Source organism: Qipengyuania pacifica (assembly GCF_019857205.1).
Taxonomy (GTDB): domain Bacteria; phylum Pseudomonadota; class Alphaproteobacteria; order Sphingomonadales; family Sphingomonadaceae; genus Qipengyuania; species Qipengyuania pacifica.
Genome location: NZ_JAHWXO010000010.1, coordinates 29,495 through 55,792, shown reverse-complemented (window position 1 = coordinate 55,792; position 26,298 = coordinate 29,495). Strand labels below are relative to the sequence as shown.

Genomic DNA, 26,298 nt, shown 5'->3' with positions numbered 1-26,298 from the left:
AGGTGTTGAACATGCCTGGTGATCTTCTTGACAATCGTGGCCGCGGCGATGCTCGCTGGTCATGGCCCCCCATCCATCCCGAAGGACGCAAGTTCGGGATTATCGCAGTAATCATTAGCCTCGTTTTCCTGCTCGGTCTCGACTGGGAAATCATTGGCTGGCCTCTGCTGCTGCTTTCTCTGGGCGTGTTCGCGTTTTTTCGCGACCCGCAGCGCGTGGTGCCGCAGGACGACAGGTTCATCGTCGCGCCGGCCGATGGCCTTGTCTCGCTTATTGCCGAAGTCGAACCCCCGGCAGAATTGATCATCGATGATGGTAGCGAACATGCCGGGCTGGAAGCGGCCAAGGTCACGCGGATCTCGATCTTCATGTCGGTCTTCGACGTCCATATCAACCGCACGCCGATCGCGGGGACCATCCGCCGTGTCGTCTACATTCCCGGCAGCTTCGTGGACGCCGGCCTTGATAAGGCGAGTGAGGAAAACGAGCGTCAGCATATTCTGGTCGAGCGGACGGACGGATTGAAGCTGGGTTTCACTCAGATAGCTGGCCTGGTTGCGCGGCGGATCGTTCCTTTCGTCAAACCGGGCGACACCGTGGGCGTAGGGCAGCGGATTGGCTTGATCCGGTTCGGTAGTCGGGTCGATGTCTACTTGCCGGCAGGCACCGATTCGAAGGTTCTGCTGGGTCAGAAGGTGATCGCAGGCGAGACCGTTCTGGCAGAAATTGGAACGCAGGCGCTGATCGAGGGCGTTTCCCAGTGAGCTTACTCCCGCCGCAGGCCCCCGCAGAGCCGGAAGAGCGCGCACGTTTGGGCCCGAAGGCGGCGGAAGATGAACGTCCGGTAATGGGCCGCTCGCGTGCATTGACGCTCAAGGCGATGGTGCCCAATGCGATCACGGCTGCTGCTCTGTGTTCCGGCCTTACCGGCATCCGATTTGCCATCGGCGAAAATTGGGGTGCGGCGGTTGTCGCGATCATTCTGGCGGGCCTGCTTGACGGGATCGACGGACGAATAGCCCGTGCCCTCAAGGCGCAATCGCGGTTCGGAGCAGAACTGGACAGCCTGGCTGATTCGTTGAGCTTCGGCACTGCGCCCGCGATCATCATTTACCTGTGGTCGCTGTCAGCCGAACCGAGACTCGGCTGGTTCGCAGCGCTGGCTTTTGCGATATGTTGTGCTCTCAGGCTTGCACGATTCAATGCTCAGATCGATGTGAAGGAGCAGCCGCATAAATCCCTCGGTTTCCTGACTGGCGTTCCTGCGCCTCTGGGGGCGGGGCTGGCCTTTGCGCCATTCTATCTCTGGATGGCTACGGGGCTTGAAGAGCTTCGTCATCCGCTTCTGGTCGGCGTTTGGCTGGTCGCGGTAGCATTGCTCATGATCTCGAGCATGGCCACACCCGGTTGGACGTCACTGCGGCCACGGCGCGGGATCAGACTCGAGATAATCGCCTTGGCGGGACTTCTGTTTGCCGCTCTGCTGGTCGAACCATGGTGGACCTTGAGTGCGATTTGCGTCGGCTATCTCTTGCTGCTGCCTTATACTCTGCTCCGCTATTCCCGGATCAAGCGGCGCAGTTGATCGTGCCCTTCGCGGCGCGGCCCGCGGCCGATCTATCGAACGCCGTATGACCTCCACCCGCGATGACCGGACGAAGTGACGGCAGAGCGGGGACGTTTCCGTTCTTCAAATCGCGGCGTAGTCTGCCGAAAGCGGACCACCACCGTAGACCGCTATCGGCGAGAACTCCCACTGCCGCCAGAGCGGTAGCGGCGAGAAGGATGACAAGAAACAGTGCGAACATTGCGATATCTCCAACCCCGGCTGCCGCCAACTATGTTGACAGACTGGGGAAATCAGGTGGAAAACCCGTACTGACCACCGTCGGTTCCGGTGATGTGGGCCATGTTCTCTTTTTGTTCTTCCCTGTCAACTGCTTTTCGCGTCCGGATTCCCTTTTTTAGCGGTGAATCGAAGCTGGATTTCCTGCCAGAACGGCGCTAAGGGCGCCCGGTTCGCATCGGAATCGGTCGTTTCAATGACTGTTCCGGTCGGGCAAATCCACATGGAAGGCACACCATACCGGTGCCCTGCGCGGGACATGACCGCATTCGGGTTCCAGCTTTCCAGAGGCATAACCGGAAAGGAATATGATTATGGCGGCTCCTACCGTCACGATGCAGCAATTGATCGAAGCCGGAACGCACTTCGGCCACCAGACCCACCGTTGGAACCCGCGCATGAAGCCGTATATCTTCGGCGCGCGCAACGGCATCCATATCATCGATCTGTCGCAGACCGTACCGCTGTTTGCGCGCGCGCTCGACTTCATCCAGCAGACCGCGCGTTCGGGTGGCAAGGTGCTGTTCGTCGGTACCAAGCGCCAGGCGCAGGACGCGATCCGCGATGCCGCGCTTGCTTCGGGTCAGCACTTCGTCAACCACCGCTGGCTCGGCGGCATGCTGACCAACTGGAAGACCATCAGCGAACGCATCAAGTACCTCAAGACGCTCGATGAGCGCCTTTCGGGTGACACGGCCGGTCTGACCAAGAAGGAAGTGCTCGACCTTACCCGCAAGCGGGACAAGCTCGAAATGTCGCTTGGCGGCATTCGTAACATGGGCGGCATTCCGGACGTTATGTTCGTGATCGACGCGAACATGGAAGATCTGGCGATCAAGGAAGCCAATGTTCTCGGCATCCCCGTCGTCGCCGTGCTCGACACTAATGTCGATCCTGAAGGCATCGCTTTCCCGATCCCGGGCAACGACGATGCTGCACGCGCCATCCGTCTGTACTGCGATGCAGTCGCCAATGCAGCCAAGAGCGGCAAGGGCGAAGGCATCCAGGATTCGGGTGCCGACGTTGGTGCGATGGAAAATCCGCCGGAAGAAACTGCGGCGGCCTAAGCTCTTCAACGACCGGGCGCCATCACGCGCTCGTCACAAAGCGGAGTTACGCGCCGGGCCGCTATCCAGCTGGCCCGGTGCCCGCACATCATCTCTAGAAGGAAAATACCATGGCTGCATTCACTGCCGCTGACGTAAAAGCCCTCCGCGAAAAGACCGGCGCGGGCATGATGGACGCCAAGAAGGCACTCGAAGCCGCAAACGGCGATATCGAAGCTGCGGTCGACGCACTGCGCGCCAAGGGCCTCGCCACTGCTCAGAAGAAGTCGAGCCGGACTGCCGCCGAAGGTCTCGTCGGCATCGCCGTCGAAGGCACCAAGGGTGTTGCCGTCGAAGTGAACTCGGAAACCGACTTCGTTGCCAAGAACGACCAGTTCCAGGATTTCGTCCGCAAGACCACCCAGGTCGCGCTCGGCACGGCTGGTGACGACGTGGAAGCGCTGAAGGCTGCCGACTATCCGACCGGTGGCACCGTCGGCGACAAGCTGACCGACAATGTTGCGACCATCGGCGAGAACCAGCAGGTCCGCCGCATGAAGACCGTTTCGGTCACCGACGGCGTCGTCGTGCCCTACATGCACAATGCAGTCGCTCCGGACCTCGGCAAGATCGGCGTGCTCGTCGCGCTTGAGAGTGAAGGCGACAAGGACAAGCTGGCCGAGCTCGGCAAGAAGCTCGGCATGCACATCGCCGCCGCCTTCCCGCAGGCTCTGACCGCTGACGGTCTCGACGCCGAAGTGATCGAGCGCGAGCGCGCGATCGCCAAGGAAAAGGCTGCCGAAAGCGGCAAGCCCGAGAACGTCCAGGACAAGATGGTCGAAGGCGCTGTATCGAAGTATGCCAAGGAGAACGCCCTGCTGAGCCAGGTCTTCGTCATGGATAACAAGACCCCCATCGCGCAGGTCGTCGAGCAGGCTGCCAAGGATGTCGGCGCCAAGGTCGAGCTGGTGGACTATGTCCGCTTCCAGCTGGGCGAGGGCATCGAGAAGGAAGAGAGCGACTTCGCCGCCGAGGTCGCCGCTGCCGTAGCCGGCTAAGCGTAACCGCTTCCTACAGGATTGGGCCGCCGGACCGTGTGTTCGGCGGCCTTTTTCGTGGGCGGGGTGCCGGGGTGGGCGGCATCTTGGCCAAGTTCATGCATGGGCATGCGGGTGTGGCCGAATCGGGGTTGGAGTGGCCCGCCGCGAAGCTAGCGGGACGGCGACGTGTAGGAAATCGGGTGATCGAGTGGGCCTGCGCTAGAATTGCAGGCCCATCGTCGCGCCGCCCAGGAAGTAGCAGAACAGCGTTATCAGCACGACTCCGACGAGGTTGAGCACCAGGCCGCCGCGCGCCATTTCGGCGATGGTGACGGCACCGGTACTGAACACGATCGCATTGGGCGGAGTCCCCACCGGCAGCATGAACGCACAGGTGGCGGCGAAAGCGGCAGGGACCAGAAGGCCCATCGGATCGACCCCGATACCCAATGCGACCCCGCCGAGGATCGGAATGAAGGTGGCGGCAGTCGCCGTGTTACTAGTGACTTCGGTAAGGAAGAGCACGATCGCGACCACTGCCGCGATCAGCAGGATGAGCGGCAATGCGCCGAGGCCACTGGCCTGCACGCCGAACCATGCGTCGAGACCGGTGGCGGCGACCGCGCTGGCGAGACTGAGGCCGCCGCCGAACAGCAGCAGCACGCCCCAGGGCAGACCGTCTTCCGCGTCTTTCCAGGTCAGCACCATTTCGCGCCGGCCCCGTCCGGGCAGGATGAACATGGCGATGCCGGCGGCAATGGCGACGGCGGTATCGTTCATCTGTCCGAACCAGCCGAGATTATCGCCAAGACCCGGAACGCTGGAAAGGAGGCCCGGTACGACCCACAGAAACGCGGCGCCGACGAAGACGGCCGCAACCATCTTTTCGCCCTGCGAGACGGGTCCGAGCTTGTGGATTTCCTTTTCGATCATGTCGCGGCCGCCCGGAATGTCGCTGAGATCGAAGCGATAGAGCAGCCGGGTCATCAGGAGCCAGCCGACCAGGATGAAGGCGAGTGCAGTCGGCACGCCGAGCATCATCCAGTCGAGAAAGCCGATTTCGATACCCAGTTCCGTGCTGGCATAGCCGGCGATGATCGCATTGGGCGGGCTGCCGAGCAGCGTGCCCAGGCCGCCCATGCTGGCTGACCATGCGATGGCCAGCATCAGACAGATCGCGAAACGACGAATGTCGGAATCTTCCCCCAGATCCACGTGCCCGGGCCGGGGCAGGGCGGCGGTATTGTCCGCCGCGTCCGACGCCGTATTCGCGCGGTCGCCCATGAGCGCGATGACCGACAGGCCGATCGGCAGCATCATGAGCGTTGTGGCGGTGTTGGAAACCCACATGGAAAGAAAGCCAGTGGCGAGCATGAGGCCAAGCACGATCTGCTTGGGCGACGTGCCGACCCGGCGCAGTGTCCACAGCGCAATCCGCCGATGCAAATTCCATTTTTCCATCGCGATGGCGATGAGGAAGCCACCCAGAAACAGAAAGACGATCGGGCTGGCATAGGGGGCAGTGCTGCCTGCTACATCCAGATCGGTAACCATCGGCATCAGCACGATCGGAAGAAGCGAGGTGGCGGCGAGCGGGATCGCTTCGGTAGTCCACCATACAGCCATCAATGTCCCAATTGCGGCAACGGCACGGGCATCCTGGCTCAAATTCTCAGCGCCGCCGAGCGCCAGCCAGACCGCCAGCGCGGCAATCGGCCCCAAGGCGCGAAGCATCCAGGTCAGCCGTGCGGGGCGCAAGCCCGGCGTAGCCGGTGCGTCATAATCTTCGTACCGGCCCTGGTGGCGAATTTCATCCGACATGCATTCTCCCAATCCCATGCCCGCCATATCGACCCGATCCCCCAAGATCGACGTTGTCGGGCTGTCGGCCTTATCCGACACATTGCACCGCGTCACTAGGGTGGGTGGCTTTCTTGCCTGAGATTGCCGGGTCGGCAGGCGCACGGCTTTCCCTTTGCGCCTGTGCCCCTTCGCGGCTAAGGAGCCGCAACCTCTTGCGCAACACGGATTCTCCGCCTCCATGCCTCTTAAGACGATGAAGCGTGTCCTCCTGAAACTATCGGGCGAAGTCCTGATGGGCGATCAACAGTTCGGGATCGATCCTGCTTTCGTCCTTGAACTGGCCAAGGAAGTGAAGACCGCGCGGGAGACGGGCTTGGAGATCTGCCTGGTCATCGGCGGCGGCAATATTTTCCGCGGTATGGCCGGGGCGGCACAGGGCATGGACCGGGCGCAGGCCGATTACATGGGCATGCTGGCGACGGTGATGAACGCGCTGGCGATGCAGAGCGCTCTGGAGCAGCTTGGCGTGCAGACCCGTGTGCAGAGCGCGGTGCAGATGGATCAGGTGTGCGAGCCGGTGATCCGCCGCCGTGCGGAACGGCACCTCGAAAAAGGGCGCATCGTGATTTTCGCCGCAGGCGTCGGCGCACCCTATTTCACCACCGACAGCGGCGCCGCCCTGCGCGCAGCCGAAATGAACTGTGACGCGCTGCTGAAAGGCACGAGCGTCGACGGGGTATATGACAGCGATCCCAAGAAGAACGCCGAAGCGAAGCGGTTCGACACCGTTACCTACGGCAAGGTTCTGGCCGACGACCTGAAGGTCATGGATGCCAGCGCGGTCGCGCTGTGCCGCGACAACAATATTCCGATCGTCGTTTTCTCGATCCGCGAGAAAGGCAATCTGGCCCGCGTGCTGAGCGGGCAGGGTGTGCAGACGATCGTCACGAACGAAAAGAAGTAAGAGGAAGCCGCCATGGCAAAGTACGACAAAGCCGACATCGAGCGCCGCATGAATGGCGCAGTGGAAAGCCTGAAGAGCGACCTTTCGGGTCTGCGCACGGGCCGCGCCAACACCAGTCTGCTCGATCCGGTCGTGGTCGAGGTTTACGGGGCGATGATGCCCCTGAACCAGGTGGCCACCGTCAGCGCACCCGAACCGCGCATGCTGAGCGTGCAGGTGTGGGACAAGGCCAATGTGACGGCGGTCGAGAAGGGTATCGCGAAGTCCAACCTGGGCCTCAACCCGATGATCGACGGTCAGAACGTGCGTCTGCCGATGCCCGACCTGACCCAGGAACGCCGCAAGGAGCTGGCCAAGCTGGCGGGCGAGTATGGCGAGAAGGCGAAGATCGCCATTCGCAACGTGCGCCGCGACGGTATGGAAGCGCTGAAGGACGACGAGAAGAAGAAGGAAATCTCCGAGGACGACCGCAAGCGGTCCGAGGACGAGGTCCAGAAGCTGACCGACAAATACGTCGCCGATACCGATGCGGCCGTCGAAAAGAAGGTTCAGGAAATCCTGTCACAGTAAGCTGGCAGGACGGGGAGCGGAAAGATGAACGGGGAAGGGCAGCACGCCCGGCATGTAGCCATCATCATGGATGGCAATGGCCGCTGGGCGAAGCGCAAGCACCTGCCCCGGGTCATGGGGCATCGCAAGGGCGTGGAAGCCGTACGCGAGTTGGTGCGCAGCCTGAAGGACACGAGCATCGAGTGCCTGACGCTCTATGCGTTCAGCAGCGAAAACTGGAAGCGGCCCGAGGAAGAAGTCGACGATTTGATGAACTTGATGCGCAAGTTCATCAAATCGGATCTGCCTGAATTCATTGCCAACGACGTGAAGCTGCATATTCTGGGCGACTGGAAGGGGCTGGCTCCCGACATCGTCGGCATGCTGGAAGACGCGCTGGCGCAAACGGCCAGCGGATCGCGCACTCTGGCCGTGGCGCTCAATTACGGATCGCAGGCCGAGATCGCCCATGCGGCGCAGGCCGCCGCGGCAGAGGGCGAGATCACAGAAGAGAGCATTGCGCGCCACCTTTACAGTGCCGGATTGCCACCGCTCGACCTGCTTATTCGCACAAGCGGCGAGGTACGGTTGTCCAATTTTCTCTTGTGGCAGGCGGCTTACGCGGAGATGCTGTTCCTCGACGTGCTATGGCCGGACTTCACGCCTGACCATCTGAAGAGCGCGCTGATCGAATATGGGGAACGGGAGAGACGTTTTGGCGGGCGGTGAACCGCAGGTTGAATTGCGCAAACGCGACCGGATGAAAGCGACCGCAAGGCGTTATGTCCGCGTGCCTCTGGCGGTGCGCACATCCGACTTGCCGAAACGCGCCGCGTCAGCGGCAGTCATGCTGGCCGTGGCAGGCGGCGCGCTGTGGGCCGGCGGCATTGCGCTGACGCTGTTTATCGTCATCGTGGCGGCGGCGACCTATGCCGAACTGGTCAGGCTGGTCGGCAGGGCGACCGTACGGCCGGGCTGGCGGATCGCGGGGTTGATACTGGGCGCCATTTATATCGGGTTTGCCGCCTATTCCCTCGTCATCATGCCGCGTTTCTATCTCTATCTGGTGATCGGATCGGTCATCTTCACGGATACATTCGCCTATTTCACCGGACGTACGATCGGCGGGCCGACCATCGCCCCGCGGATCAGCCCATCCAAGACGTGGGCAGGGCTGGGCGGCGGCATGGCCGGCGCGGCCCTGTTCGGCGTCATCCTGCTGCAGGCGATCGTACCGATGTCGGATAGCTGGCATCTGGGGATCGATGCCTATCCCTGGTCGTCGCTCGCCGCGATCGCGATCGGTGCGATAGCGGCTATCGCTGCACAATCGGGCGATTTCCTGGAGAGCTGGCTGAAGCGCAAGGCGCATATGAAGGATTCGTCCAATCTGATCCCCGGACATGGCGGGGTATTCGATCGGACCGACGGGATGCTGCCGGTGGCCGTGGTGGTCGGTCTGCTGGTAACAGGCATCGCATGACCCGCACGATTTCCATCCTCGGTGCGACGGGTTCGGTCGGCGAACAGACGCTAGATCTTGTCCGCCGCAACCGCGACGACTGGCGTGTGGTCGCGCTGACGGCGAATTGCCAGGTCGCCACGCTTGCTGCGGCAGCGCGCGAGTTCGGGGCCGAGATTGCCGTAGTGGCCGACGAGAGCTGCCTTGCCGACCTGCGCGACGCGCTGGCGGGTAGCGGCATCGAGGCTGCGGCGGGCAGGACCGCGCTGTGCGAAGCGGCGGCACGCCCAGTCGATCTGACAGTGGCCGCGATCGTCGGCTGTGCCGGACTTGGCCCGACCATGGCTGCGATCGAGCAGGGCGGCACCATCGCCCTGGCCAACAAGGAAGCGCTGGTTTCCGCAGGCGAGGTCATGACTGCTGCAGTGAGCCGCCACGGCGCCACGCTGCTGCCGGTGGACAGCGAACACAATGCGATCTTCCAGTGCCTGCAAGGCGGCCGGATCGAAGATGTCCGCTCGATCACGCTGACGGCCAGCGGCGGACCCTTGCGGCTGGTAGAGGATCTGTCCGAGGTCACGCCCGAACAGGCGATCGCCCATCCGAACTGGGACATGGGCGCCAAGATCAGCGTCGACAGTGCCACCATGTTCAACAAGGGGCTGGAGCTGATCGAGGCGCATCATCTGTTTCCCGTCGGACTGGAGCGGATCCGGATCGTCGTGCATCCGCAAAGCGTGATCCATTCCATGGTCGAATATCGCGACGGGTCAACGCTGGCGCAGCTTGGCCCATCCGACATGCGCGTACCGATCGCATCGTGCCTTGCCTGGCCCGCGCGGATGGATACGCCGATGGCGCCGCTGGATCTGGCCGCGATCGGCGAACTGTCCTTTTTTGCGCCGGACGAGGAGCGTTTTCCCGCTACCCGACTGGCGCGCGAGGCGGCCGAAGCGGGGGGAGCGGCCCCGGCGGTGCTCAACGCGGCGAACGAAATCGCAGTAGAAGCTTTCCTGAAGCGTAAGATTGCGTTCAGCAGGATCGCGGTATTGGTCGAGCGTGTTCTTGCGGGCGGGAATCACCCCGATGCGCCGCGTTCCCTCAGCGACGTGCTGATGGTGGACGAGGCTTCGCGCAGACGCGCCACCGAAATGCTGGAGCTTGCCTGACCCGTGGAATTGAACCTGCCTCTCTGGCTTTACTATGTCATCGGTTTCCCGCTGCTGCTGGGCCCGCTGGTGACGATCCACGAGCTCGGCCACTATCTGGTGGGGCGCTGGTTCGGCGTTCACGCGGAAGCCTTCTCGATCGGCTTCGGCAAGGAAATCTGGGGCTTTACCGACCGGCGCGGCACGCGCTGGAAGCTGAGCGTGCTGCCGCTGGGCGGTTATGTCCAGTTCAAGGGCGACATGAATCCTGCGAGCATTCCCGATCCGCAGGCGGCCAGGCATGCCAGCGCCGAGGAACGGCAGGGCAGTTTCCACCATGCCGCGCTGTGGAAGCGCGCGCTAATCGTTTTTGCCGGGCCGGCGACCAATATCCTGCTGACGCTGGCGATTTTCGCCGGCTTTTTCGCCTTTTACGGCAAACCCGTCCCGGCCGATGCCGAGCAGCAGCTGGCCGTGGCGGAATTTGCCGAGGTGTCCCCTGCACGCGAGGCGGGTATCGAGGTCGGCGACCGGATCGTTGCGGTCGAGGGCGAGCGGATGGAGGATTTCCGCGATGTGCAGGATTCGATCATGCTCTATCCCGGCCGCACGCTCGACATAACGGTCGACCGCGACGGGACGGAGCGGACCTTTGCCGTCCCGGTCCGCAGCGTGGAAATGGAGGATCGCTTCGGCAATGTGTCGAAGGTGGGTCTGATTGGCATCGCCTCGGGCGCATCGGCCTTCGAGTTCGAACCGCAGGGCGTGATCGCCTCGCTCGGGCTGGCCGTCGATCATTCGATCGGGATCGTCGACATGATGGTCACGGGAATCGGGCAGATATTCACGGGCGAACGGTCGGTTCAGGAACTTGGCGGGCCAGTGAAGATCGCGAAATTTTCCGGCGAACAGCTCAGTCTGGGCGGGATGGCCTTCATCAACTTCGTGGCCCTGATCTCGCTTAACTTGGCATTCATCAACCTGCTGCCAATTCCGGCCCTCGACGGCGGGCACCTGGCTTTCTATGCGGCTGAAGCGATCCGCCGGAAGCCGGTGGGCCCACGTGGAACCGAAGTGGCGTATCGCGCCGGTGTGGCCCTCGTGCTCATGCTGATGGTATTCGTCACGATCAACGATCTGGTGCACCTCCCGGTATTCGGGAATTAGCCGGGGAAACGGAGCGGGATACCGGCAAATCGCAGCAGCAAAGCTTGATTGGCGAGGGCGCTTGAGGCAGGGGGACGATTGGTCGCTCCGCACACGCGGCCCGATGCCGGATCGGGGACTGCGCCTGCCGGGTCTTCTGTAAGTGTAACGAGGACGGGAATCTCCTTGTCGATGACTGAATTTGCTTCTGCCGCTACGCGTCGCAAGAACTCTGCTGCGCGGCTGGCGATCGGCCTGCTGGCCGGGACCATGCTTGCCGGGATGCCCGCTGCGGCATTCGCGCAGGACGAAGATGCGGCAACGCCTTCTCCCGCGCCCGCTCCGGCGACGCCGCAGGACGGCGAGGCCTTCGTGCCGACGCTGGCGCCTGCAGCAACCGCGCAGCAGGACGTCGTCCAGACGATCGCGATCAGCGGTGCAGAGCGTCTCGAGCCGAACACGATCCTGTCGTATATCAAGCTGCGCCCGGGCGATGTGTGGACGCAGGCGGCCGGCGACCAGGTCCTCAAGGACCTGTCCGCCACCGAGCTGTTCTCCAATTACAGCGTGACGAACGATAACGGGAACGTGGTTATCACCGTGGTCGAGAACCCGGTCATCAACCGCATCATTCTCGAAGGCAACAAGCGGATCAAGAACGACAAGATCCTGCCCGAGATCAAGCTGTCGCCGCGCCAGATATTCACCCGTTCCAAGGTGCGCGCCGACGTTGCCCGCATCATCGAGCTCTACAAGCGGCAGGGCCGCTTCGCCGCGACGGTCGAACCGAAGATGGTCGAACTGTCGCAGAACCGCGTCGATGTCGTGTTCGAGATCAACGAGGGGCCCAAGTCCAAGGTCCGCCAGATCAACATCATCGGCAATGAAGCGTTTTCGGACGGTGACCTGCGCGGCGAGATGATCACCAAGCAGGCGCGCCTGACCAGCTTCCTGAGTTCCAACACGAGCTACGATCCCGATCGCCTCGCCTTCGACCAGCAGAAGCTGCGCCAGTTCTACCTGACCGAAGGCTATGCCGATTTCCGCGTGGTTTCGGCGGTTGCCGAGCTGACCCCGGACAAGCGCGACTTCATCATCACCTACGTCGTTGAAGAAGGCGAACGCTACAAATTCGGCGACGTCGGGGTCGAGTCGCGACTGCGCGATTTCGACGATAGCGCGATGACAACTCGCCTGCCGATGAAGACGGGCGATTGGTACGATGCCAAGCTGGTCGAAGACACTGTCGAGCAGATGACCGAACTGGCTGGTACCTTCGGTTACGCCTTCGCCGATGTTTCTCCCGAGTTCCGCCGGAACCCGGAAGATCATACGATGAGCGTCACATTCGTGATCCGCGAAGCGCCGCGCGTTTATGTCGAACGTATCGACGTCAACGGCAACACGCTGACACAGGACAAGGTCATCCGCCGCGAGTTCCGTATTGCGGAAGGCGATGCGTTCAACTCGCTTTCGGTTGCGCGTTCGACGGCGCGCATCAATTCGCTGGGCTATTTCCAGGAAAACTTCGAGATCAACCAGGTCGAGGGCAGTGCACCCGACCGCATCATTCTCGAAGCCAACGTGGAAGAGCAGCCGACCGGCGAACTACAGCTTTCGGCTGGTTTCTCGAGCATCGAGAACTTCATCCTTGCCGGCTCGATCCGCCAGCGCAACTTCCGCGGCCGCGGCCAGACCGTCGGGCTGAGCCTGAACTATTCGCGCTTCTCGAAGTCGGCGCAGGTCAGCTTTACCGAGCCTTACGTGTTCGATCGCAATATTTCGGCCGGCGTCGATATCTATCGCCGCGACATCAACAGCTTCAATTTCCGTAACAATCAGCGCAACACCACTTTCCAGCAATCCACCACCGGTGCTTCGCTGCGGGCCGGTGTGCCGTTGACGGAATATATCTCTGCGATCGGCAGCTACACCTTCAACTACGACGACGTGTCGCTCGACGAGTCGCTGTATTTCTCGGATCGCGATGGCGACGGGGTCGCGAGCTGTGACCCGCTGCTCGCCAGCCGTTATCTGTGCGAAGCGATCGGCAAGCGCGCCAGCTCGATCCTCGGCCTGACGATCAATTACAACACGCTCAACAGTCGGCTGCGTCCAACGCGCGGGGAAACGCTCAGTGTCACGGGCGAATTCGCCGGTCTGGGCGGTGACGCGAAATACGTGCGCGCGCGCGCCAAGGGCAGCAAGTTCTGGCCAGTGGGCGCCGGCTTCATCTTCTCGGTTACCGGTGAAGGTGGCTGGATCCACAGCTTCGAAAACAACGCCGTTCCCGGACAGGACAATGTGCGCCTGACCGACCGGTTCTTCCTCGGTGAGCCACAAATGCGTGGTTTCGACATTCGAGGCGTAGGCCCGCGTATTGTACGTCTGCAATATCTGGATGACGATGGCGACGACAGCACGCCCCGCGTACTCCAGACGATCGACGAAGCGCTCTCGGGCGACCGGCGGGTCGACGATTCACTTGGCGGGCGGGCCTATTATCTGGGCCGCGCAGAACTGGAAATCCCGCTGGGTAGCGGTGCCCGCGAGATGGGCCTGCGTCCGTCGATCTTCCTCGACGTCGGTTCGCTGTTCGACATTACGCAGCCGGTTCTCCAAGATTATCCAAACGGCCTCCAGGCGACCGACGGCAGCGGAAATCTGCTGTTCGTCCAGTCGGGCGTCGGGGCCGACGGGAACCCTACCGTCGAACTCGTGACCAGTCCGGTTGCGCCCGATGGCACCGTCAATCCTCCAAGCATTATTGGCGGGACCTACTTCAGGGAGGTCTTCGTTGGCGACAGCCCGTCGCCGCGTATTTCAGTGGGTGTGGGCGTGAACTGGAATTCGCCCTTCGGTCCGTTCAGGATCGATGTAGCTCACGTGCTTAAAAAGCAGGTTGGAGACGATACCAAAGTCTTCACCTTCAACGTAGGAACGCAATTCTGATGAAAATTTTCGCAAAAACCATCGTTGCTGCCTCGCTTGCCAGCGTGGCCGCCATCGCGACTCCTGCTGCGGCGCAGGTTGCAGGCATTGCCACCAGCAGCCCGGAAGCCGTGATCGTTCGCAGCCAGGCGCGCATCAACGCGTATCAGCAGATCGACCAGCAATTCGCGAGCCAGATCACTCAGCTCCGCACGATGCGTCAGGAAATGCAGACGCTTCAGCAGAGCCTCGATACGGACAGCAACGGTCAGATCAGCCAGGCCGAAGCACAGGCCAACCAGTCCGTGGTGCAGCAGCTGCAGCAGAAGGAACAGCAGCTCCAGCAGGCATCGCAGCCGATCGTCCTCGCGCAGACCTATGCCATCGAGCAGCTGATCAACGATTATCAGAACGTTCAGCAGCAGGTCGTCCAGCAGAAGAAGATCCAGCTCCTGCTCAACCCCGATGCGATCCAGTGGGCGCCTGACGCAGTGAACGTGACCGACGATCTCGTCGCCGCGCTGAACCAGCGCGTTCCCAGCGTGCAGACGACACCGCCTGCCGGCTGGCGCCCGCGCCAGGAATCGCTGGCAACGCAGCAGACGGTTTCGCAGGTCCTGCTCAATGTCGCCCAGCAGCAGGCAGCGCAGCAGCAGCAACAGGCCGGCCAGCAGCCTGCACAGCAGCAGCCCGCACAGCCTTCGGGCCGCTGATTTCGGATAATAGGGGCAGGGTGATGAGCGATTCCGGTTTCGACGTGGTCGAGGTGCTCAAGCGCCTTCCGCATCGCTATCCCCTGCTTCTCGTCGACCGGGTGAAGGAGCTCGTCCCTGACGAGCGCATTCACGCGGTCAAGGCCGTCAGCTTCAACGAAGATTTTTTCCAGGGCCATTTCCCCGGTGCGCCGATCATGCCCGGGGTTCTGCAGATCGAAGCCTTGGCGCAGGCCGCCGGTGTTCTTGCGGTGGAAAGCCTCGGGCTCGCCGGATCGGGCAAGCTCGTGTATTTCATGGCCATCGAGAACGCCAAGTTTCGCGCTCCGGTGACGCCGGGCGTCCTGCTCGATCTGAAGGCCGAGTTCGTGCAGAAGCGCGCCCGGGTCTGTAAATTCGCTGGCGCGGCATCGGTCGAAGGCAAAGTAACTTGCGAAGTGAGCTTCACAGCGATGATTGCCGACGCACCCGAATAAGGTTGCCAATATCGGTGCTCGCCGCTATGCGCGCGCCTTTCCCATTCACAGCTGGACCGGTCGGAACCGTTCCGAAGCTAGAAGGACGATTACCATGAAGGCCGAAGGTCACCCCGATTACCACATGATCACGGTCAAGATGACCGATGGTACCGAATTCCAGACGCGCTCCACCTGGGGCAAGGAAGGCGACACGCTTTCGCTGGATATCGATCCGACCAGCCACCCGGCATGGACGGGCGGCACCAAGCAGATTCAGGAAGGCGGCCGCGTCGCAGCCTTCAACAAGCGTTTCGGCGGCCTGTCGCTCAAGAAGAACTGAGCGAGGCGAGCCTCGAGGCTTTACGAAAGGGCGGTCCGGCAGGGCCGCCCTTTTTCATGCGCGATCTCGGCCGCCGGTTCGTTCGAACCGCATCATGCCTGCGTAAGTGTACTCTCCACCATCGGCCGGGTGGTCCTGTCCATCGAATACGGGGACTTCGGCCAGATCGTAGATTGTCATTCCATCGATGCAGGCAAGATTGAGTCCGTAGTGATCGGGTTCGGATCGTAACTGGTGAAAGGGATGGATGCCGCATCGAGCGCAGAACCTGTGCCGGGCCTGTCCGCTGCCGAATGTGTAAAGCGTCAACGCATCCTCACCAGCCGTGATTTCGCAATCTGCGATCGGCACGTCGAGCATGACGACGCCCTTCATCGCGCAGATAGTGCAATTGCAGCGCCGGATCACCGGATCGGCAGGCATGGTGAAACGGAACCGTACCGTGCCGCAATGGCAACCACCGTGATGGATCTTGCCAGCTTCGATCATCTCACCACCCCCAAGGCTTTTCCCGGTACCATTTGGTAATCACGTATTTCAGCCCCTTCCTGACCTTCATGCCATGGTGGATCGTGTTGGGGTTTTCGCGCAGGTCGGGGCGGCGGTTGTTCCAGCATACCAACTTGCCGGCTTCGGGCTGGAACATCTTCTTGGCAGCCTTGAAGCGCGTCGCACCGCCGGCATCGACATCGTTGAGATAGATCATGAAGGTCCAGGTGCGCTGCCCCGCTACGGAGCAGTATCGCGTCCAGTCCTTGCCGCCCGGATTGAAATAGTCGCAGTGCGGCTTGAATTCCTGCCCCACATCGTAGCGCTGACCCTGCAACGGTTCGCCATGAGCCGGATCGATACCGTTCAGCGCGTGGAGCAGAGCTTCCATTCGCATCACTGCCGGTAATCCGGCATCGAGATCGCAGGTCTCGCTGGTGCGGAAATAATTATCGTCGCCCGCATCGGCCAAGGTCGAGGGACGGCGATCCAGTTCGATCAAGGAAATCAGTTCCTGGCACAGATCTGGCGCCACGAAATCGCGTAACTGGAACAGTTCCAGCTTCTCGCTCGGAATGCGCTGCACGCCGTCCCGCGCAAGAAGCTTATCGGCTGAAGATTCGCCCGGATTCATCATCGGCGGAACATTAGCGTCCGAAAGTGCAGCATCAACCGCGAAAGATAATTGCGTGCAATGTGCGCAGGCGCGTTTTTCGCTTCCCAATTCCCGTTCATTGTGCAACAGGCACGCGCCGTTGTGCAGGGCCGCTTGACGCTGGCCCTTGCATGCGTAACAGGCCCCCTTCCCGGGCGGTTCCGGGGGCATGTGGCGATCGTAGCTCAGTTGGTTAGAGCGCCGGTTTGTGGTACCGGAGGTCGCGGGTTCGAACCCCGTCGATCGCCCCATTTTCTCCCGCTATCAGCCGTCCATAACACCTCTCTGGGGGCATACGGCGCATGACGGCATTCTGGACCGAAGCGGATTTCGACGACCACGAACTCGTACAGGTTGTACGTGACGCGAAAAGCGGTCTGACAGCGATCATCGCGCTCCATTCCACTCACCTCGGGCCGGGTGCCGGCGGCACGCGTTTCTGGCACTATGCCGATGCGTCCGACGCCATGCGCGATGCGCTGCGCCTGTCGCGCGGTATGAGTTACAAGAACGCGATGGCCGGTTTGCCCATGGGCGGTGGCAAGGCGGTGATCCTGGCCAACCAGGACAAGGCCAAGACGCCCGAAATGCTCGCCGCTTTCGCCGATGCGGTGGATGCACTGGGCGGTAAATACGTTACGGCCGAGGACGTTGGCATTTCGGAAGCCGATATGGCAGCCGTGGCCGAGCGCACCCAGTTTGTCTCCGGCCTTCCGGTCGAAGGTGATGACGCTGCTGGCGGCGATCCCGGTCCGTTCACCGCGCTGGGCATTTTTCTAGGCATCAAGGCCGCGGTGAAGCACAAGCTTGGCAAGGACAGTGTCGAAGGCGTGCATGTCGCCATCCAGGGCACGGGAAGTGTGGGTGGAGGCGTTGCCCGCCTGCTCGCCAAGGACGGCGCGAAATTGACGCTATCCGATATCCACATGGACCGCGCCGAAGCGCTGGCCACGGAAATCGGTGCCGAAACCGCTGCGCCCGATGCGATCATGTCCATTGCCTGTGACGTATTCAGCCCGAACGCGCTGGGCGCGGTACTGGATGACGAAGGTATCGCCCGGCTCGACTGCCAGATCGTCGCCGGCGGTGCGAACAACCAGCTACGCCGGGCCGAGCACGGACCGATGCTGGCCAAGCGCGGTATTCTCTACGCGCCGGATTATGTCATCAATGCAGGCGGGATCATTTCGGTAACGCTGGAATATCTGTGCCGCAACGACAAGGCGCCGTGCGACATCAACGAGGTGCGCAAGCGCATCGCGCTGATCCCGGGCCGGCTCGAGCAGATCTGGCAGGAGAGCGACAGTTCCGGGGCCTCGCCCGATCAGGTCGCGGACCGCATGGCACAGGAACTTATCGGCCGCTGACACTGCGCCCTTGCGGGGGAGGGGCCGCGCTGTCAAAGCGGTGCCGGACGGTAAAATTCGATGCACGGCTTCGCCAATCCCAAACGCTTTCTGTCGCTTGCCAGCTTGCTGACGCCGATCTTCCTGATCGGTGGACTGCTGGTGAGTGCGGGAGCTTTGTGGTGGGGACTTACCCAGGTATCGCCCGATCGGCTGATGGGCGAAACTGTTCGCATTCTCTTCCTTCACGTACCGGCGGCATGGCTGGGTATGGGCGGATGGACGGCAATCGCCCTGTCCAGTCTGGTTTTCCTCGTCTGGCGGCATCCTCTGGCGGCGCTCGCCGCGCGTGCCGCGGCAGTGCCGGGGCTCGTCTTTACCCTCATTTGCCTCATCACCGGTTCGATCTGGGGGCGGCCCACGTGGGGAACATGGTGGGTGTGGGACGGCAGGCTCACCAGCATGCTGGTGCTGGCCTTCCTCTATGTCGCTTATATCGCGCTGGCACAGGCGGCCGAGCGCGAAGGCGTTTCCGCGCGAATTCCGGCGATCTTCGGTTTGCTCGGTGCAATCAACATTCCGATCATCAACCGCAGCGTGGTGTGGTGGAATTCGCTCCACCAGCCGCCCAGCATCACCATGGGCCAAAGCGCGATCGATGCTGAATTCCTGGTGCCGCTGCTCATTGCGGTATTCGGTTTCTCGCTGCTCTTCGCGGGCGTCGTGCTGGCCCGGATGCGGGCGCTGCTGGCCGATGTTCAGGCCGAAGCCCGCCTGCGTCGCAGGGCGATGGAGGCAGTTTGATGCGCGAAGCGTTGGATCAGTGGGATTTCGTCGTGGCTGCCTATGCAGTCGGCATTCTGGGCACACTCGCCATGGTGGTGTGGGCCTGGATCGACATGAAACGTGCTGAAAAACGCCGCGAGGAAAGCAGACGCAAATGAGTGCATTCAAGCCAAAGCATCAGCGGCTCGTGCTGGTGGTGCTCGCGCTGGTGGCGCTTGTGGGGGCGGGCCTGCTGGCTGCCTATGCGCTGCGCAATCAGGCCAGCTATTTCTACCTGCCGGAACAGATGCTGGAGAATCCGCCCGCACCGGGACAGGCAGTCCGCCTCGGGGGCATGGTAGAACAGGGTTCTCTGCAAACCGCGGCGGACGGCGTGACGCTGACCTTCGCAGTGACCGGCAAGGACGATGCGCGTGTGCCCGTACGCTTCAGCGGAATCGCACCGGACCTGTTCGTGGAAGGATCCGGCGTAGTGGCGGAAGGCCGGCTTGGCCCGGATGGCACCTTCATTGCGGACAATCTTCTCGCTAAGCATGACGAAAACTACGTGCCCCGCGAATTGCAGGAAATGACCGAGCATCAGGCCGCCAAGATGGCCGAGGAAACGACGGTCGGCCTGGAATGATTGCCGAACTGGGTCTTGCCGCGCTGTGGCTCGCCGCCGCGCTTGCCGCGACGCAGATGGTGGCAGGCTTTCTGGCGGTGCGCGACAATGGCACCAGCGAACTCGCCAAGCTGATCCGGCCCGCGGCTATCACTCAGGGCGTGCTGGTCGCATTCTCCTTTGCCATGCTGGTGTGGCTCTTCGCGATTACCGACCTGTCGGTCAAACTGGTGGTGTCGAATTCGCATTCGATGAAGCCGCTTATCTTCAAGCTGTCGGGCACGTGGGGTAATCACGAGGGCTCGATGCTCTTGTGGGTCATGGTGATGGGTTTTGCCGGCGCCCTTATCGCGCTGGTGGAACGCCGCCTGCCCGAGCGCACGATGAATGCAACGCTCGCCGCCCAAGGTGTCGTATCCCTGGGCTTCTACGCCTTCCTGCTCCTGAGCTCGAACCCTTTCGAACGCCTGCCGACGCCGGCTGCGGAGGGGATGGGCCTCAATCCGTTGCTGCAGGACATCGGCCTCGCGTTCCATCCGCCTACGCTCTACCTCGGTTACGTCGGCCTGTCCGTTGCCTTCAGTTTCGCCGTGGGCGCATTACTGACACGGCAGGTCACGCCGGAGTTTGCCCGCGCCATGCGGCCCTGGGTGCTGGGTGCGTGGGTATGGCTGACTGTCGGGATCACGGCAGGGAGTTACTGGGCCTATTACGAACTGGGCTGGGGCGGCTGGTGGTTCTGGGACCCGGTCGAAAATGCCTCCCTCATGCCCTGGCTTGCAGCGACAGCGCTTCTCCATTCCGCCAGCGTCTTGGCCAGCCGCGATGCGCTGCGGACGTGGACAATCATGCTCGGCGTCGTCGCCTTTTCAATGAGCATGGTCGGCACATTTCTTGTGCGTTCGGGTATTCTGACCAGCGTGCACGCCTTTGCCGTCGACCCGGAACGCGGGACCTTTATCCTTGTCCTGCTCGGCATATTCATCGGCGGCGCGCTGCTGTTGTTCGCCCTGCGCGCCAATACCATCAGCGAGGGCGAGCGCTTCCGGATTGCCAGCCGCGAAGGGGCGCTGGTCTTCAATAACGTGATGCTGAGCGCCATTCTGGCGATCGTACTGCTTGGTACCCTCTATCCGCTGTTGACCGAAGCTTTCGACGTGCGCGTGTCCGTGGGGCCGCCTTACTTCAACCCCGTGGGGGCGATCTTCGCCATTCCCATGCTGATTGTCATGGGTGTGGGGCCATTGCTGCGCTGGCGGCAGGACCGTCTGGACCGGATCGGCAAGGAAGTCGCGCTGTTCGGTGCTCTGGTGCTGGCCGCACTGATCCTCGCTAGCGTTCTCGCCGACATTGGCATTCTTCCGTTGCTGGGCTTGGCATTGGGTCTCGGTCTCGCTGTGGCGAGCCTGTTGCCACTGCGCCGCCGCAAGCTGTCGCGTACTCCGCTCGCGACGTGGGGCATGGTGGTCGCGCATTTCGGGATCGCCGTTGCACTGCTCGGCATGTCGAGCGAAAGCGCGTTCACACAGGAACGCCTGGCCGCGCTCGAGGAAGGTGGTCGCACAAGCGTGGGACCGTGGAGCATCGAGTTACAAGGGGTCGAGCCCATAGCCGGGCCGAACTGGACGGCCATGCAGGCCCGGATTGCGGCGCGTTACGATGGTGGCAAAGCCAGCGTACTGACACCGCAAGCGCGCAATTTCTGGGCGCCGCCGCAGCAGACCACCGAAAGCGCGTTGCTGACGCGCTGGAATGGCCAGCTTTATGCAGTGGTCGGCGATCGTACCCCTGATGGCCGTTGGCAGTTGCGCCTGTGGTGGAAGCCTTTCGTGCCGCTGATCTGGTATGGCGGACTGCTGGTGGGACTGGGCGGTGTGCTCGCGCTGATCGGGCGTGTCATAACCGATATCCGCAACCGCCGCCTTGCCGTCCGCATCGCCGAGCGCCGGGCCGACCGGGAGGCACTGGCATGAACTGGCGGCTGTGGGTTCCCCTGTTCGCCTTTGCGCTGTTTATCGGTTTGGCGGCGTATCAGTTGACGCAGCCGCGGGACGATTTCGTCGAAAGCCGGATGGTCGGACAGGAGCTTCCCTATTTCGACCTGCCGCCCGCGATGGAGGGGGCAGAGGGCGTCGCCAATGTCGATTTCGCTGACGGCCAGCCGCGCCTGCTCAATATCTGGGCGAGCTGGTGCCTGCCCTGCATCGCCGAAGCGCCGCATCTCGAAGCGCTGAAGGAGCAAGGTGCTGAAATCGTGGGTGTTGCCATTCGCGACCGGCCTGAGGACGTGGCGCGTTTCCTGGCGCAGCATGGCAATCCGTACGTGCGTATCGGGCGGGACGACCTGTCCGAGGTGCAGCTGGCGATCGGATCTTCGGGGGTTCCCGAGACCTTCGTGATCGATGGCAAGGGCGTGATCCGCTATCAGCATATCGGCGATATCCGCGAGAGCGATGTGCCGGTTCTGCTCCAAAGGTTGGCGGAGGCACGTCAATGAGACGTATGATTTTGCTGCTGAACACCGTTTTACTGTTCGGCATGTTCGGTCCCGCGGCAGCGCAGGATTCCCTACCGCCGGCGCCCTATGCCTATCGCCAGCTCGACGATCCGCAGCAGGAGGCCGCAGCGCAGGACCTGATGGAAACTCTGCGCTGCCTCAAGTGCCAGTCCCAGTCCATCGCCGATAGCGATGCGCCGATGGCGGGCGACATGCGTCACCAGGTCCGCATCCGCATTGCAGCCGGCGAAAGCCCGGAAGAGGTGCGCGGCTGGCTCATGCAGCGCTATGGCGACTACGTCAGCTACAAACCGGCGGTCAGCGCCACGACATGGCCGTTGTTTGCCATTCCCGTACTGTTGATACTGCTGGCAGGGGGCATCCTGATCCGCCGCATGCGGGGCCGTGCATGAGTTGGTTGCCGATCCTGATCCTGACGGCGCTGGTCTTTGCGCTGGCCGTGTTCGTACTCAAGCTGCCACGCACGCTATGGACGCTCTTCGGCTCGGCGCTGCTGTTCGGGCTGGCGGGCTATGCGGCACAGGGAAATCCTGGCCAGCCGTCAGCCCCGGCATCGCCGGTGCGCGACGATGCGGCGCAATCCGGCGAACTGATGGTCGAGGCGCGCCGCGAATTCTATCCCGAGGGACGGCTTCCGTCGCGCTTCGTGGTCACGGCCGATGCCTTTACCCGCCGCGGCCAGCACGATCAGGCCGCGAATTTCCTGCGCAATGCGGTTGCCGAGAACCCGAAGGATGGCGAAGCATGGCTGGCTCTTGGCAATGCACTGGTGGAGCATGCCGGGGGCAGGCTGACCGCCGCGGCCCTTTACGCCTATTCGCAAGCAGAGACAGTCAGCCCGGAAAATCCGGCGCCGACCTATTTCCTGGGCCTCGCCTTCCTGCGCGCCGGCGAACCCGCCAATACGCTGACCCTATGGCGCGAATTGCTGGAAAGCGCACCCGCAGATGCCGAGTGGCGGGGGCCACTGGCGGCGCGACTCGAGCGGCTTGAGGCGATTCTCGGCGTGACCGAGCGGGACGGCTCTGTAGAAACCGAAGAATAAACAGCGTGTTGCGTCCCTTGTTGCGGGTGCGAATACATGCTGCTAATCGCGGCGACTTCGCCATACAGGCCGAGTGACACGAAGTTGTCGGAAACCCAATCCAGCATGAATGATCCCGTTCCCGCGCCGCCACCGCTGAACGAAGGCGTGCCGCCTGCGGATTCGCATGGCGGCCATGGCCATAGCGGATCGCGCACGGCGCTGGCCGTGGGCGCCATCGGCGTCGTCTTCGGCGACATCGGTACCAGCCCGCTTTACGCCTTTCGTGAAACCTTCGCGGGCGCTGCCAGCATCGCGATCGATCGCCTGCACGTGCTGGGCGTGGTCAGCCTGATCTTCTGGTCGATGCTGATCGTGGTCGCATTGCAATATGTCACCATCCTGATGCGCGCGGACAACAAGGGGCAGGGCGGTAGCCTGGCGCTCGTCGCACTGCTGAGCCGCCACATGGGCCGATCGAGCTATGGCTGGCTGGTCGTGCTGCTGGGCGTGTTTGCGACATCGCTGTTCTATGGCGACAGCATGATCACCCCGGCCATCTCGGTGCTTTCGGCGGTCGAAGGCCTGACGGTGGTCAATCCCGGACTGGATCCGCTGGTCATTCCCATAGCACTGGTGCTGCTGATCTTCCTGTTCTTCCTGCAGAGCAGGGGCACGGCCAAAGTCGGCGCGCTCTTCGCGCCGGTGATGATCGTCTATTTCGTAACGATCGCCGGCCTCGGCCTCAACCAGATCATCCAGCATCCCGGCATCCTGTGGGCGCTCAACCCGTGGTACGCGGTGCAGTTCTTCCTGACCGACGGTGCGGTCGCATTCTTTGCGCTGGGCGCCGTGGTGCTCGCCGTGACCGGTTCGGAAGCGCTTTATTCCGACATGGGCCACTTCGGACGCGGGCCGATGCGCCTGTCCTGGTTCGGCTTCGTCATGCCGTGCCTGCTGCTCAACTATTTCGGGCAGGGCGCCATGATCGTGAGCCTGCCGGCCGAACAGGCCGCCGAAGTCGTGCGCAACCCGTTCTTCCTGCTGGCTGCCGAGGAATTCCGCCTGCCGCTGGTGATCCTTGCCACCCTGGCGACCTTCATCGCCAGCCAGGCCGTGATTTCCGGTGCGTTCAGTATCACGCATCAGGCAATGCAACTGGGCTTCATGCCCCGCCTGTCCATTCGCCACACCAGCGAAACCGAAGCGGGCCAGATCTACATCCCGGTCGTTAACTGGGCGCTGATGGTGGCTGTGATCATCCTCGTCCTGACGTTCCAGAATTCGTCCAGCCTCGCCAGCGCCTATGGCATCGCGGTGACCGGTGCAGTCACCATCGATACGCTGCTGATGGGCGTGCTGTTCGTGGGCGTCTGGAAGTGGAAATGGTTCCTTGCGCTGCCAGTGGTGCTGTTCTTCCTGATCGTTGATGGCGCCTATTTTGCCGCCAACCTCGCCAAGGTGCCCGACGGTGGCTGGTTCCCGCTGGTAGTGGGGCTCGTCGCCTTCACCCTGCTGACCACCTGGTCACGCGGCCGCAAGCTGATGCGGGACCGGATGAGCGAGACCGCACTGCCGATCGAGATTTTCGCCAAGAGCGCGAAGAATTCCGCCACCCGCGTGCCCGGCACAGCCATTTTCATGGCCAGCCAGACCGCCGGTGTTCCCAGCGCGCTGCTGCACAACATCAAGCATAACAAGGTGCTGCACGAGCGGGTCGTCATCCTGACCGTGCTGATCGCCGATGCGCCTTATGTCGATGCGAACAAGCGCTGCGAAATCCACGATCTGGGCGACGGGTTCTACCGCGCGATCCTGCATTACGGTTTCATGGAAGAAACCAATGTGCCGTTGGGACTGAAAGAAATGTCCCGCTGCGGCGGCGCATTCGACATGATGCACACCAGCTTCTTCCTCAGCCGGCAGACGCTGCTGGCGAGCGACAAGCCGGGCATGCCCATATGGCGCGAGAAGATCTTCTCCTGGATGCTGCGCAACGCCGCGACCGCCATGGATTTCTTCCGCTTGCCCACCAACCGCGTGGTGGAGCTTGGCAGCCAGGTCGAGATTTAGGCCTGGGCAGGCGGCCCGGACATGTCGGGTTGTGCGCTCCGGGTGTGGCGGCGTAGTTAGCAATGATGGCCGCGTCGCAATTTCGTCTGAAGAGGGCCTGCGTCACCGGAGAGTGACACGGACTACAGCGTTCTCTATCACAGTGTGATGAATTCGGATTTTTCCCGCGATGTCGAAGTGGTCGGCGCTATCAGCGTCGTACCTTCCATCCTCGAGGTGGTCTGCCAGTCGACCGGGATGGGTTTTGCCGCGGTCGCGCGGGTGACCGAAGATCGCTGGATCGCCTGCGGGGTTCGGGACGAGATTGCCTTCGGACTGGAGCCTGGCGGAGAGCTTCAGGTGGAAACGACGATCTGCAACGAAATCCGGGACCATCGGGACCCTGTGGCCATCGATGACGTCGACAACGATCCCACATATCATAACCACAAGACGCCACAGATTTATGGGTTGAAGAGCTATATTTCCGTCCCGATCCTACTTTCGGACGGCAGCTTCTTCGGCACGCTTTGCGCAATCTCGCCAAAACCTGCGAAGGTCAGCGAACCCAAAACGCTGGGCATGTTCAACCTGTTTGCCGAGATGATCGCCTATCATATCGAGGCCGGTCACGCCGTAGAGCAGACCAACAAGGCGCTGCTGGACGAACAGGAAACGTCGGCATTGCGGGAACAGTTCATCGCGGTTCTCGGTCACGATCTGCGCAATCCATTGGCCAGCATCGCCAGCGGGATGCGGCTGATTGGCAAGGAGCCATTGAGCGAGAACGGGAAATCCCTTGTCGGCCTGATCGAGGGAAGCGTGGCGCGCATGGCGGGGCTGATCGATAATGTCATGGATTTTGCGCGCGGCAGGCTGGGTGGCGGCTTGACGCTGACGCGGTCGCGAAAAAATATCGCGGAAACGCTCGATCAGGTGATTTCCGAGTTGGCAGCCAGTCATCCGGATCGCATTATCCATAAGTCCGAATGGACCGACCTGGAGGTGGATGGCGACCATGATCGCCTTGGTCAGGTTTTCTCCAACCTGATCGGGAATGCCCTGATGCACGGCGATCCGAACGAACCCGTCAGGATCGCCCTTGTCAGAGATGGCGAGAACCTCGTATTTCGAACTGTGAATATGGGAGACACCATTCCCCCCGACGCGATGGAGCAGCTATTTCAGCCATTCTCACGTGGCGAGGTGCGCTCGAGCCTCCAGGGTCTCGGGCTTGGTCTTTATATCTCTGCCCAGATTGCTGCCGCGCATGACGGCACGCTGAGTGCCGTATCAGCGAATGGCAAAACCACGTTTACCTTCGAACTTCCGCCTGTGTGAGATGGCTTGGCGCAAACGTCAGCAAGCCAGTTCCGTC

At 62.1% G+C, this 26,298-nt stretch carries 28 protein-coding genes and 1 tRNA gene; 25 read left to right on the top strand and 4 right to left on the bottom strand.

Annotated elements, in window-relative coordinates; translation table 11 throughout:
* The first annotated feature begins 11 nt into the window (after nt 1-11).
* Both KYK83_RS14415 and KYK83_RS14410 read left to right on the top strand, forming a co-directional pair.
* On the top strand, nt 12-764 hold the full coding sequence (locus tag KYK83_RS14415) for a phosphatidylserine decarboxylase (protein ID WP_222828779.1): 753 nt from the start codon (nt 12-14) through the stop codon (nt 762-764).
* Between the two features lie 83 nt (nt 765-847).
* Entirely contained in the window at nt 848-1,585 is a 738-nt protein-coding gene (locus KYK83_RS14410) for a CDP-alcohol phosphatidyltransferase family protein (protein ID WP_196848057.1), read from the top strand.
* Here KYK83_RS14410 and KYK83_RS14405 read toward each other — a convergent pair.
* A complete protein-coding gene (locus KYK83_RS14405) occupies nt 1,569-1,808 on the bottom strand; it encodes a hypothetical protein (RefSeq protein ID WP_222828778.1) in 240 nt (79 codons plus the stop codon). The genes KYK83_RS14410 and KYK83_RS14405 overlap by 17 nt on opposite strands.
* A gap of 352 nt (nt 1,809-2,160) precedes the next feature.
* Here KYK83_RS14405 and rpsB point away from each other — a divergent pair, with 352 nt between their 5' ends.
* Complete coding sequence (gene rpsB, locus KYK83_RS14400) at nt 2,161-2,913, top strand: 30S ribosomal protein S2 (RefSeq protein WP_222828777.1); 753 nt, start codon at nt 2,161-2,163, stop codon at nt 2,911-2,913.
* 110 nt (nt 2,914-3,023) lie between these two features.
* Nucleotides 3,024-3,950, top strand: a complete 927-nt coding sequence (tsf, locus tag KYK83_RS14395; protein ID WP_103023495.1) for a translation elongation factor Ts — start codon at nt 3,024-3,026, stop codon at nt 3,948-3,950.
* Nucleotides 3,951-4,151: 201 nt separating this feature from the next.
* Here the strand turns inward: tsf and KYK83_RS14390 are convergent, their stop codons facing one another.
* The gene (locus KYK83_RS14390; protein ID WP_103023795.1) at nt 4,152-5,753 is read right to left on the bottom strand and encodes an SLC13 family permease; all 1,602 of its coding nucleotides are present in this window, start codon (nt 5,751-5,753) and stop codon (nt 4,152-4,154) included.
* Nucleotides 5,754-5,973: 220 nt separating this feature from the next.
* On the opposite strand from KYK83_RS14390, the gene pyrH reads away from it, so the two are divergent.
* From pyrH to rpmE, 10 genes are all read left to right on the top strand, one after another.
* Nucleotides 5,974-6,699 carry a UMP kinase gene (gene pyrH / locus KYK83_RS14385; protein ID WP_103023496.1) on the top strand — a complete coding sequence of 242 codons (726 nt, stop codon included), beginning with the start codon at nt 5,974-5,976 and terminating at the stop codon, nt 6,697-6,699.
* Between the two features lie 12 nt (nt 6,700-6,711).
* Nucleotides 6,712-7,269 (top strand): ribosome recycling factor, encoded by a 558-nt coding sequence (gene frr, locus KYK83_RS14380; RefSeq protein ID WP_103023497.1) that lies wholly within the window; start codon nt 6,712-6,714, stop codon nt 7,267-7,269.
* Nucleotides 7,270-7,293: 24 nt separating this feature from the next.
* Nucleotides 7,294-7,977, top strand: coding sequence for a polyprenyl diphosphate synthase (uppS, locus tag KYK83_RS14375; RefSeq protein ID WP_196845881.1), 684 nt, complete (start codon nt 7,294-7,296; stop codon nt 7,975-7,977).
* A complete protein-coding gene (locus KYK83_RS14370; protein ID WP_248284485.1) occupies nt 7,964-8,731 on the top strand; it encodes a phosphatidate cytidylyltransferase in 768 nt (255 codons plus the stop codon). Before uppS ends, KYK83_RS14370 begins: the two co-directional genes overlap by 14 nt.
* A complete protein-coding gene (gene dxr / locus KYK83_RS14365) occupies nt 8,728-9,879 on the top strand; it encodes a 1-deoxy-D-xylulose-5-phosphate reductoisomerase (RefSeq protein ID WP_222828776.1) in 1,152 nt (383 codons plus the stop codon). The genes KYK83_RS14370 and dxr overlap by 4 nt, the downstream gene beginning before the upstream one ends.
* 3 nt (nt 9,880-9,882) lie before the next feature.
* Nucleotides 9,883-11,025, top strand: coding sequence for an RIP metalloprotease RseP (rseP, locus tag KYK83_RS14360; RefSeq protein WP_346729475.1), 1,143 nt, complete (start codon nt 9,883-9,885; stop codon nt 11,023-11,025).
* A 171-nt stretch (nt 11,026-11,196) separates the two neighbouring features.
* Nucleotides 11,197-13,956: an outer membrane protein assembly factor BamA gene (gene bamA, locus KYK83_RS14355; RefSeq protein WP_103023500.1), complete on the top strand. Its 2,760-nt coding sequence runs from the start codon at nt 11,197-11,199 to the stop codon at nt 13,954-13,956.
* Entirely contained in the window at nt 13,956-14,648 is a 693-nt protein-coding gene (locus tag KYK83_RS14350) for an OmpH family outer membrane protein (RefSeq protein ID WP_222828775.1), read from the top strand. Before bamA ends, KYK83_RS14350 begins: the two co-directional genes overlap by 1 nt.
* 23 nt (nt 14,649-14,671) lie before the next feature.
* Complete coding sequence (gene fabZ / locus KYK83_RS14345) at nt 14,672-15,124, top strand: 3-hydroxyacyl-ACP dehydratase FabZ (protein WP_103023502.1); 453 nt, start codon at nt 14,672-14,674, stop codon at nt 15,122-15,124.
* 94 nt (nt 15,125-15,218) lie between these two features.
* A complete protein-coding gene (gene rpmE, locus KYK83_RS14340) occupies nt 15,219-15,446 on the top strand; it encodes a 50S ribosomal protein L31 (RefSeq protein WP_103023798.1) in 228 nt (75 codons plus the stop codon).
* Between the two features lie 54 nt (nt 15,447-15,500).
* Here rpmE and KYK83_RS14335 read toward each other — a convergent pair whose 3' ends face one another.
* Together KYK83_RS14335 and KYK83_RS14330 are read right to left on the bottom strand one after the other, a co-directional pair.
* Nucleotides 15,501-15,935, bottom strand: coding sequence for a GFA family protein (locus KYK83_RS14335; protein WP_222828774.1), 435 nt, complete (start codon nt 15,933-15,935; stop codon nt 15,501-15,503).
* 1 nt (nt 15,936) lies between these two features.
* The gene (locus KYK83_RS14330) at nt 15,937-16,572 is read right to left on the bottom strand and encodes a prolyl hydroxylase family protein (RefSeq protein WP_222828773.1); all 636 of its coding nucleotides are present in this window, start codon (nt 16,570-16,572) and stop codon (nt 15,937-15,939) included.
* 192 nt (nt 16,573-16,764) lie between these two features.
* Between KYK83_RS14330 and KYK83_RS14325 the strand changes: the two genes are divergently transcribed.
* The 11 genes from KYK83_RS14325 to KYK83_RS14275 all read left to right on the top strand — a co-directional run bounded on the left by KYK83_RS14325 (nt 16,765) and on the right by KYK83_RS14275 (nt 26,261).
* Nucleotides 16,765-16,841 (top strand) — tRNA-His (locus tag KYK83_RS14325).
* 51 nt (nt 16,842-16,892) lie between these two features.
* Nucleotides 16,893-17,957, top strand: coding sequence for a Leu/Phe/Val dehydrogenase (locus tag KYK83_RS14320; RefSeq protein WP_103023505.1), 1,065 nt, complete (start codon nt 16,893-16,895; stop codon nt 17,955-17,957).
* 60 nt (nt 17,958-18,017) lie between these two features.
* On the top strand, nt 18,018-18,740 hold the full coding sequence (gene ccmC, locus KYK83_RS14315; RefSeq protein ID WP_196845889.1) for a heme ABC transporter permease CcmC: 723 nt from the start codon (nt 18,018-18,020) through the stop codon (nt 18,738-18,740).
* Nucleotides 18,740-18,880: a hypothetical protein gene (locus KYK83_RS14310; protein WP_222828772.1), complete on the top strand. Its 141-nt coding sequence runs from the start codon at nt 18,740-18,742 to the stop codon at nt 18,878-18,880. The genes ccmC and KYK83_RS14310 overlap by 1 nt, the downstream gene beginning before the upstream one ends.
* A complete protein-coding gene (ccmE, locus tag KYK83_RS14305) occupies nt 18,877-19,347 on the top strand; it encodes a cytochrome c maturation protein CcmE (protein WP_103023507.1) in 471 nt (156 codons plus the stop codon). The genes KYK83_RS14310 and ccmE overlap by 4 nt, the downstream gene beginning before the upstream one ends.
* A complete protein-coding gene (locus KYK83_RS14300; RefSeq protein WP_222828771.1) occupies nt 19,344-21,299 on the top strand; it encodes a heme lyase CcmF/NrfE family subunit in 1,956 nt (651 codons plus the stop codon). Before ccmE ends, KYK83_RS14300 begins: the two co-directional genes overlap by 4 nt.
* Nucleotides 21,296-21,823, top strand: coding sequence for a redoxin family protein (locus tag KYK83_RS14295; protein WP_222828770.1), 528 nt, complete (start codon nt 21,296-21,298; stop codon nt 21,821-21,823). Before KYK83_RS14300 ends, KYK83_RS14295 begins: the two co-directional genes overlap by 4 nt.
* Nucleotides 21,820-22,236: a cytochrome c-type biogenesis protein gene (locus KYK83_RS14290; protein WP_103023510.1), complete on the top strand. Its 417-nt coding sequence runs from the start codon at nt 21,820-21,822 to the stop codon at nt 22,234-22,236. The genes KYK83_RS14295 and KYK83_RS14290 overlap by 4 nt, the downstream gene beginning before the upstream one ends.
* The gene (locus tag KYK83_RS14285; RefSeq protein ID WP_222828769.1) at nt 22,233-22,889 is read left to right on the top strand and encodes a tetratricopeptide repeat protein; all 657 of its coding nucleotides are present in this window, start codon (nt 22,233-22,235) and stop codon (nt 22,887-22,889) included. The genes KYK83_RS14290 and KYK83_RS14285 overlap by 4 nt, the downstream gene beginning before the upstream one ends.
* 105 nt (nt 22,890-22,994) lie before the next feature.
* Nucleotides 22,995-24,941, top strand: a complete 1,947-nt coding sequence (locus KYK83_RS14280; RefSeq protein WP_103023512.1) for a potassium transporter Kup — start codon at nt 22,995-22,997, stop codon at nt 24,939-24,941.
* Nucleotides 24,942-25,088: 147 nt separating this feature from the next.
* Nucleotides 25,089-26,261, top strand: coding sequence for a GAF domain-containing sensor histidine kinase (locus KYK83_RS14275; RefSeq protein WP_222828768.1), 1,173 nt, complete (start codon nt 25,089-25,091; stop codon nt 26,259-26,261).
* Nucleotides 26,262-26,298: the final 37 nt, after the last annotated feature.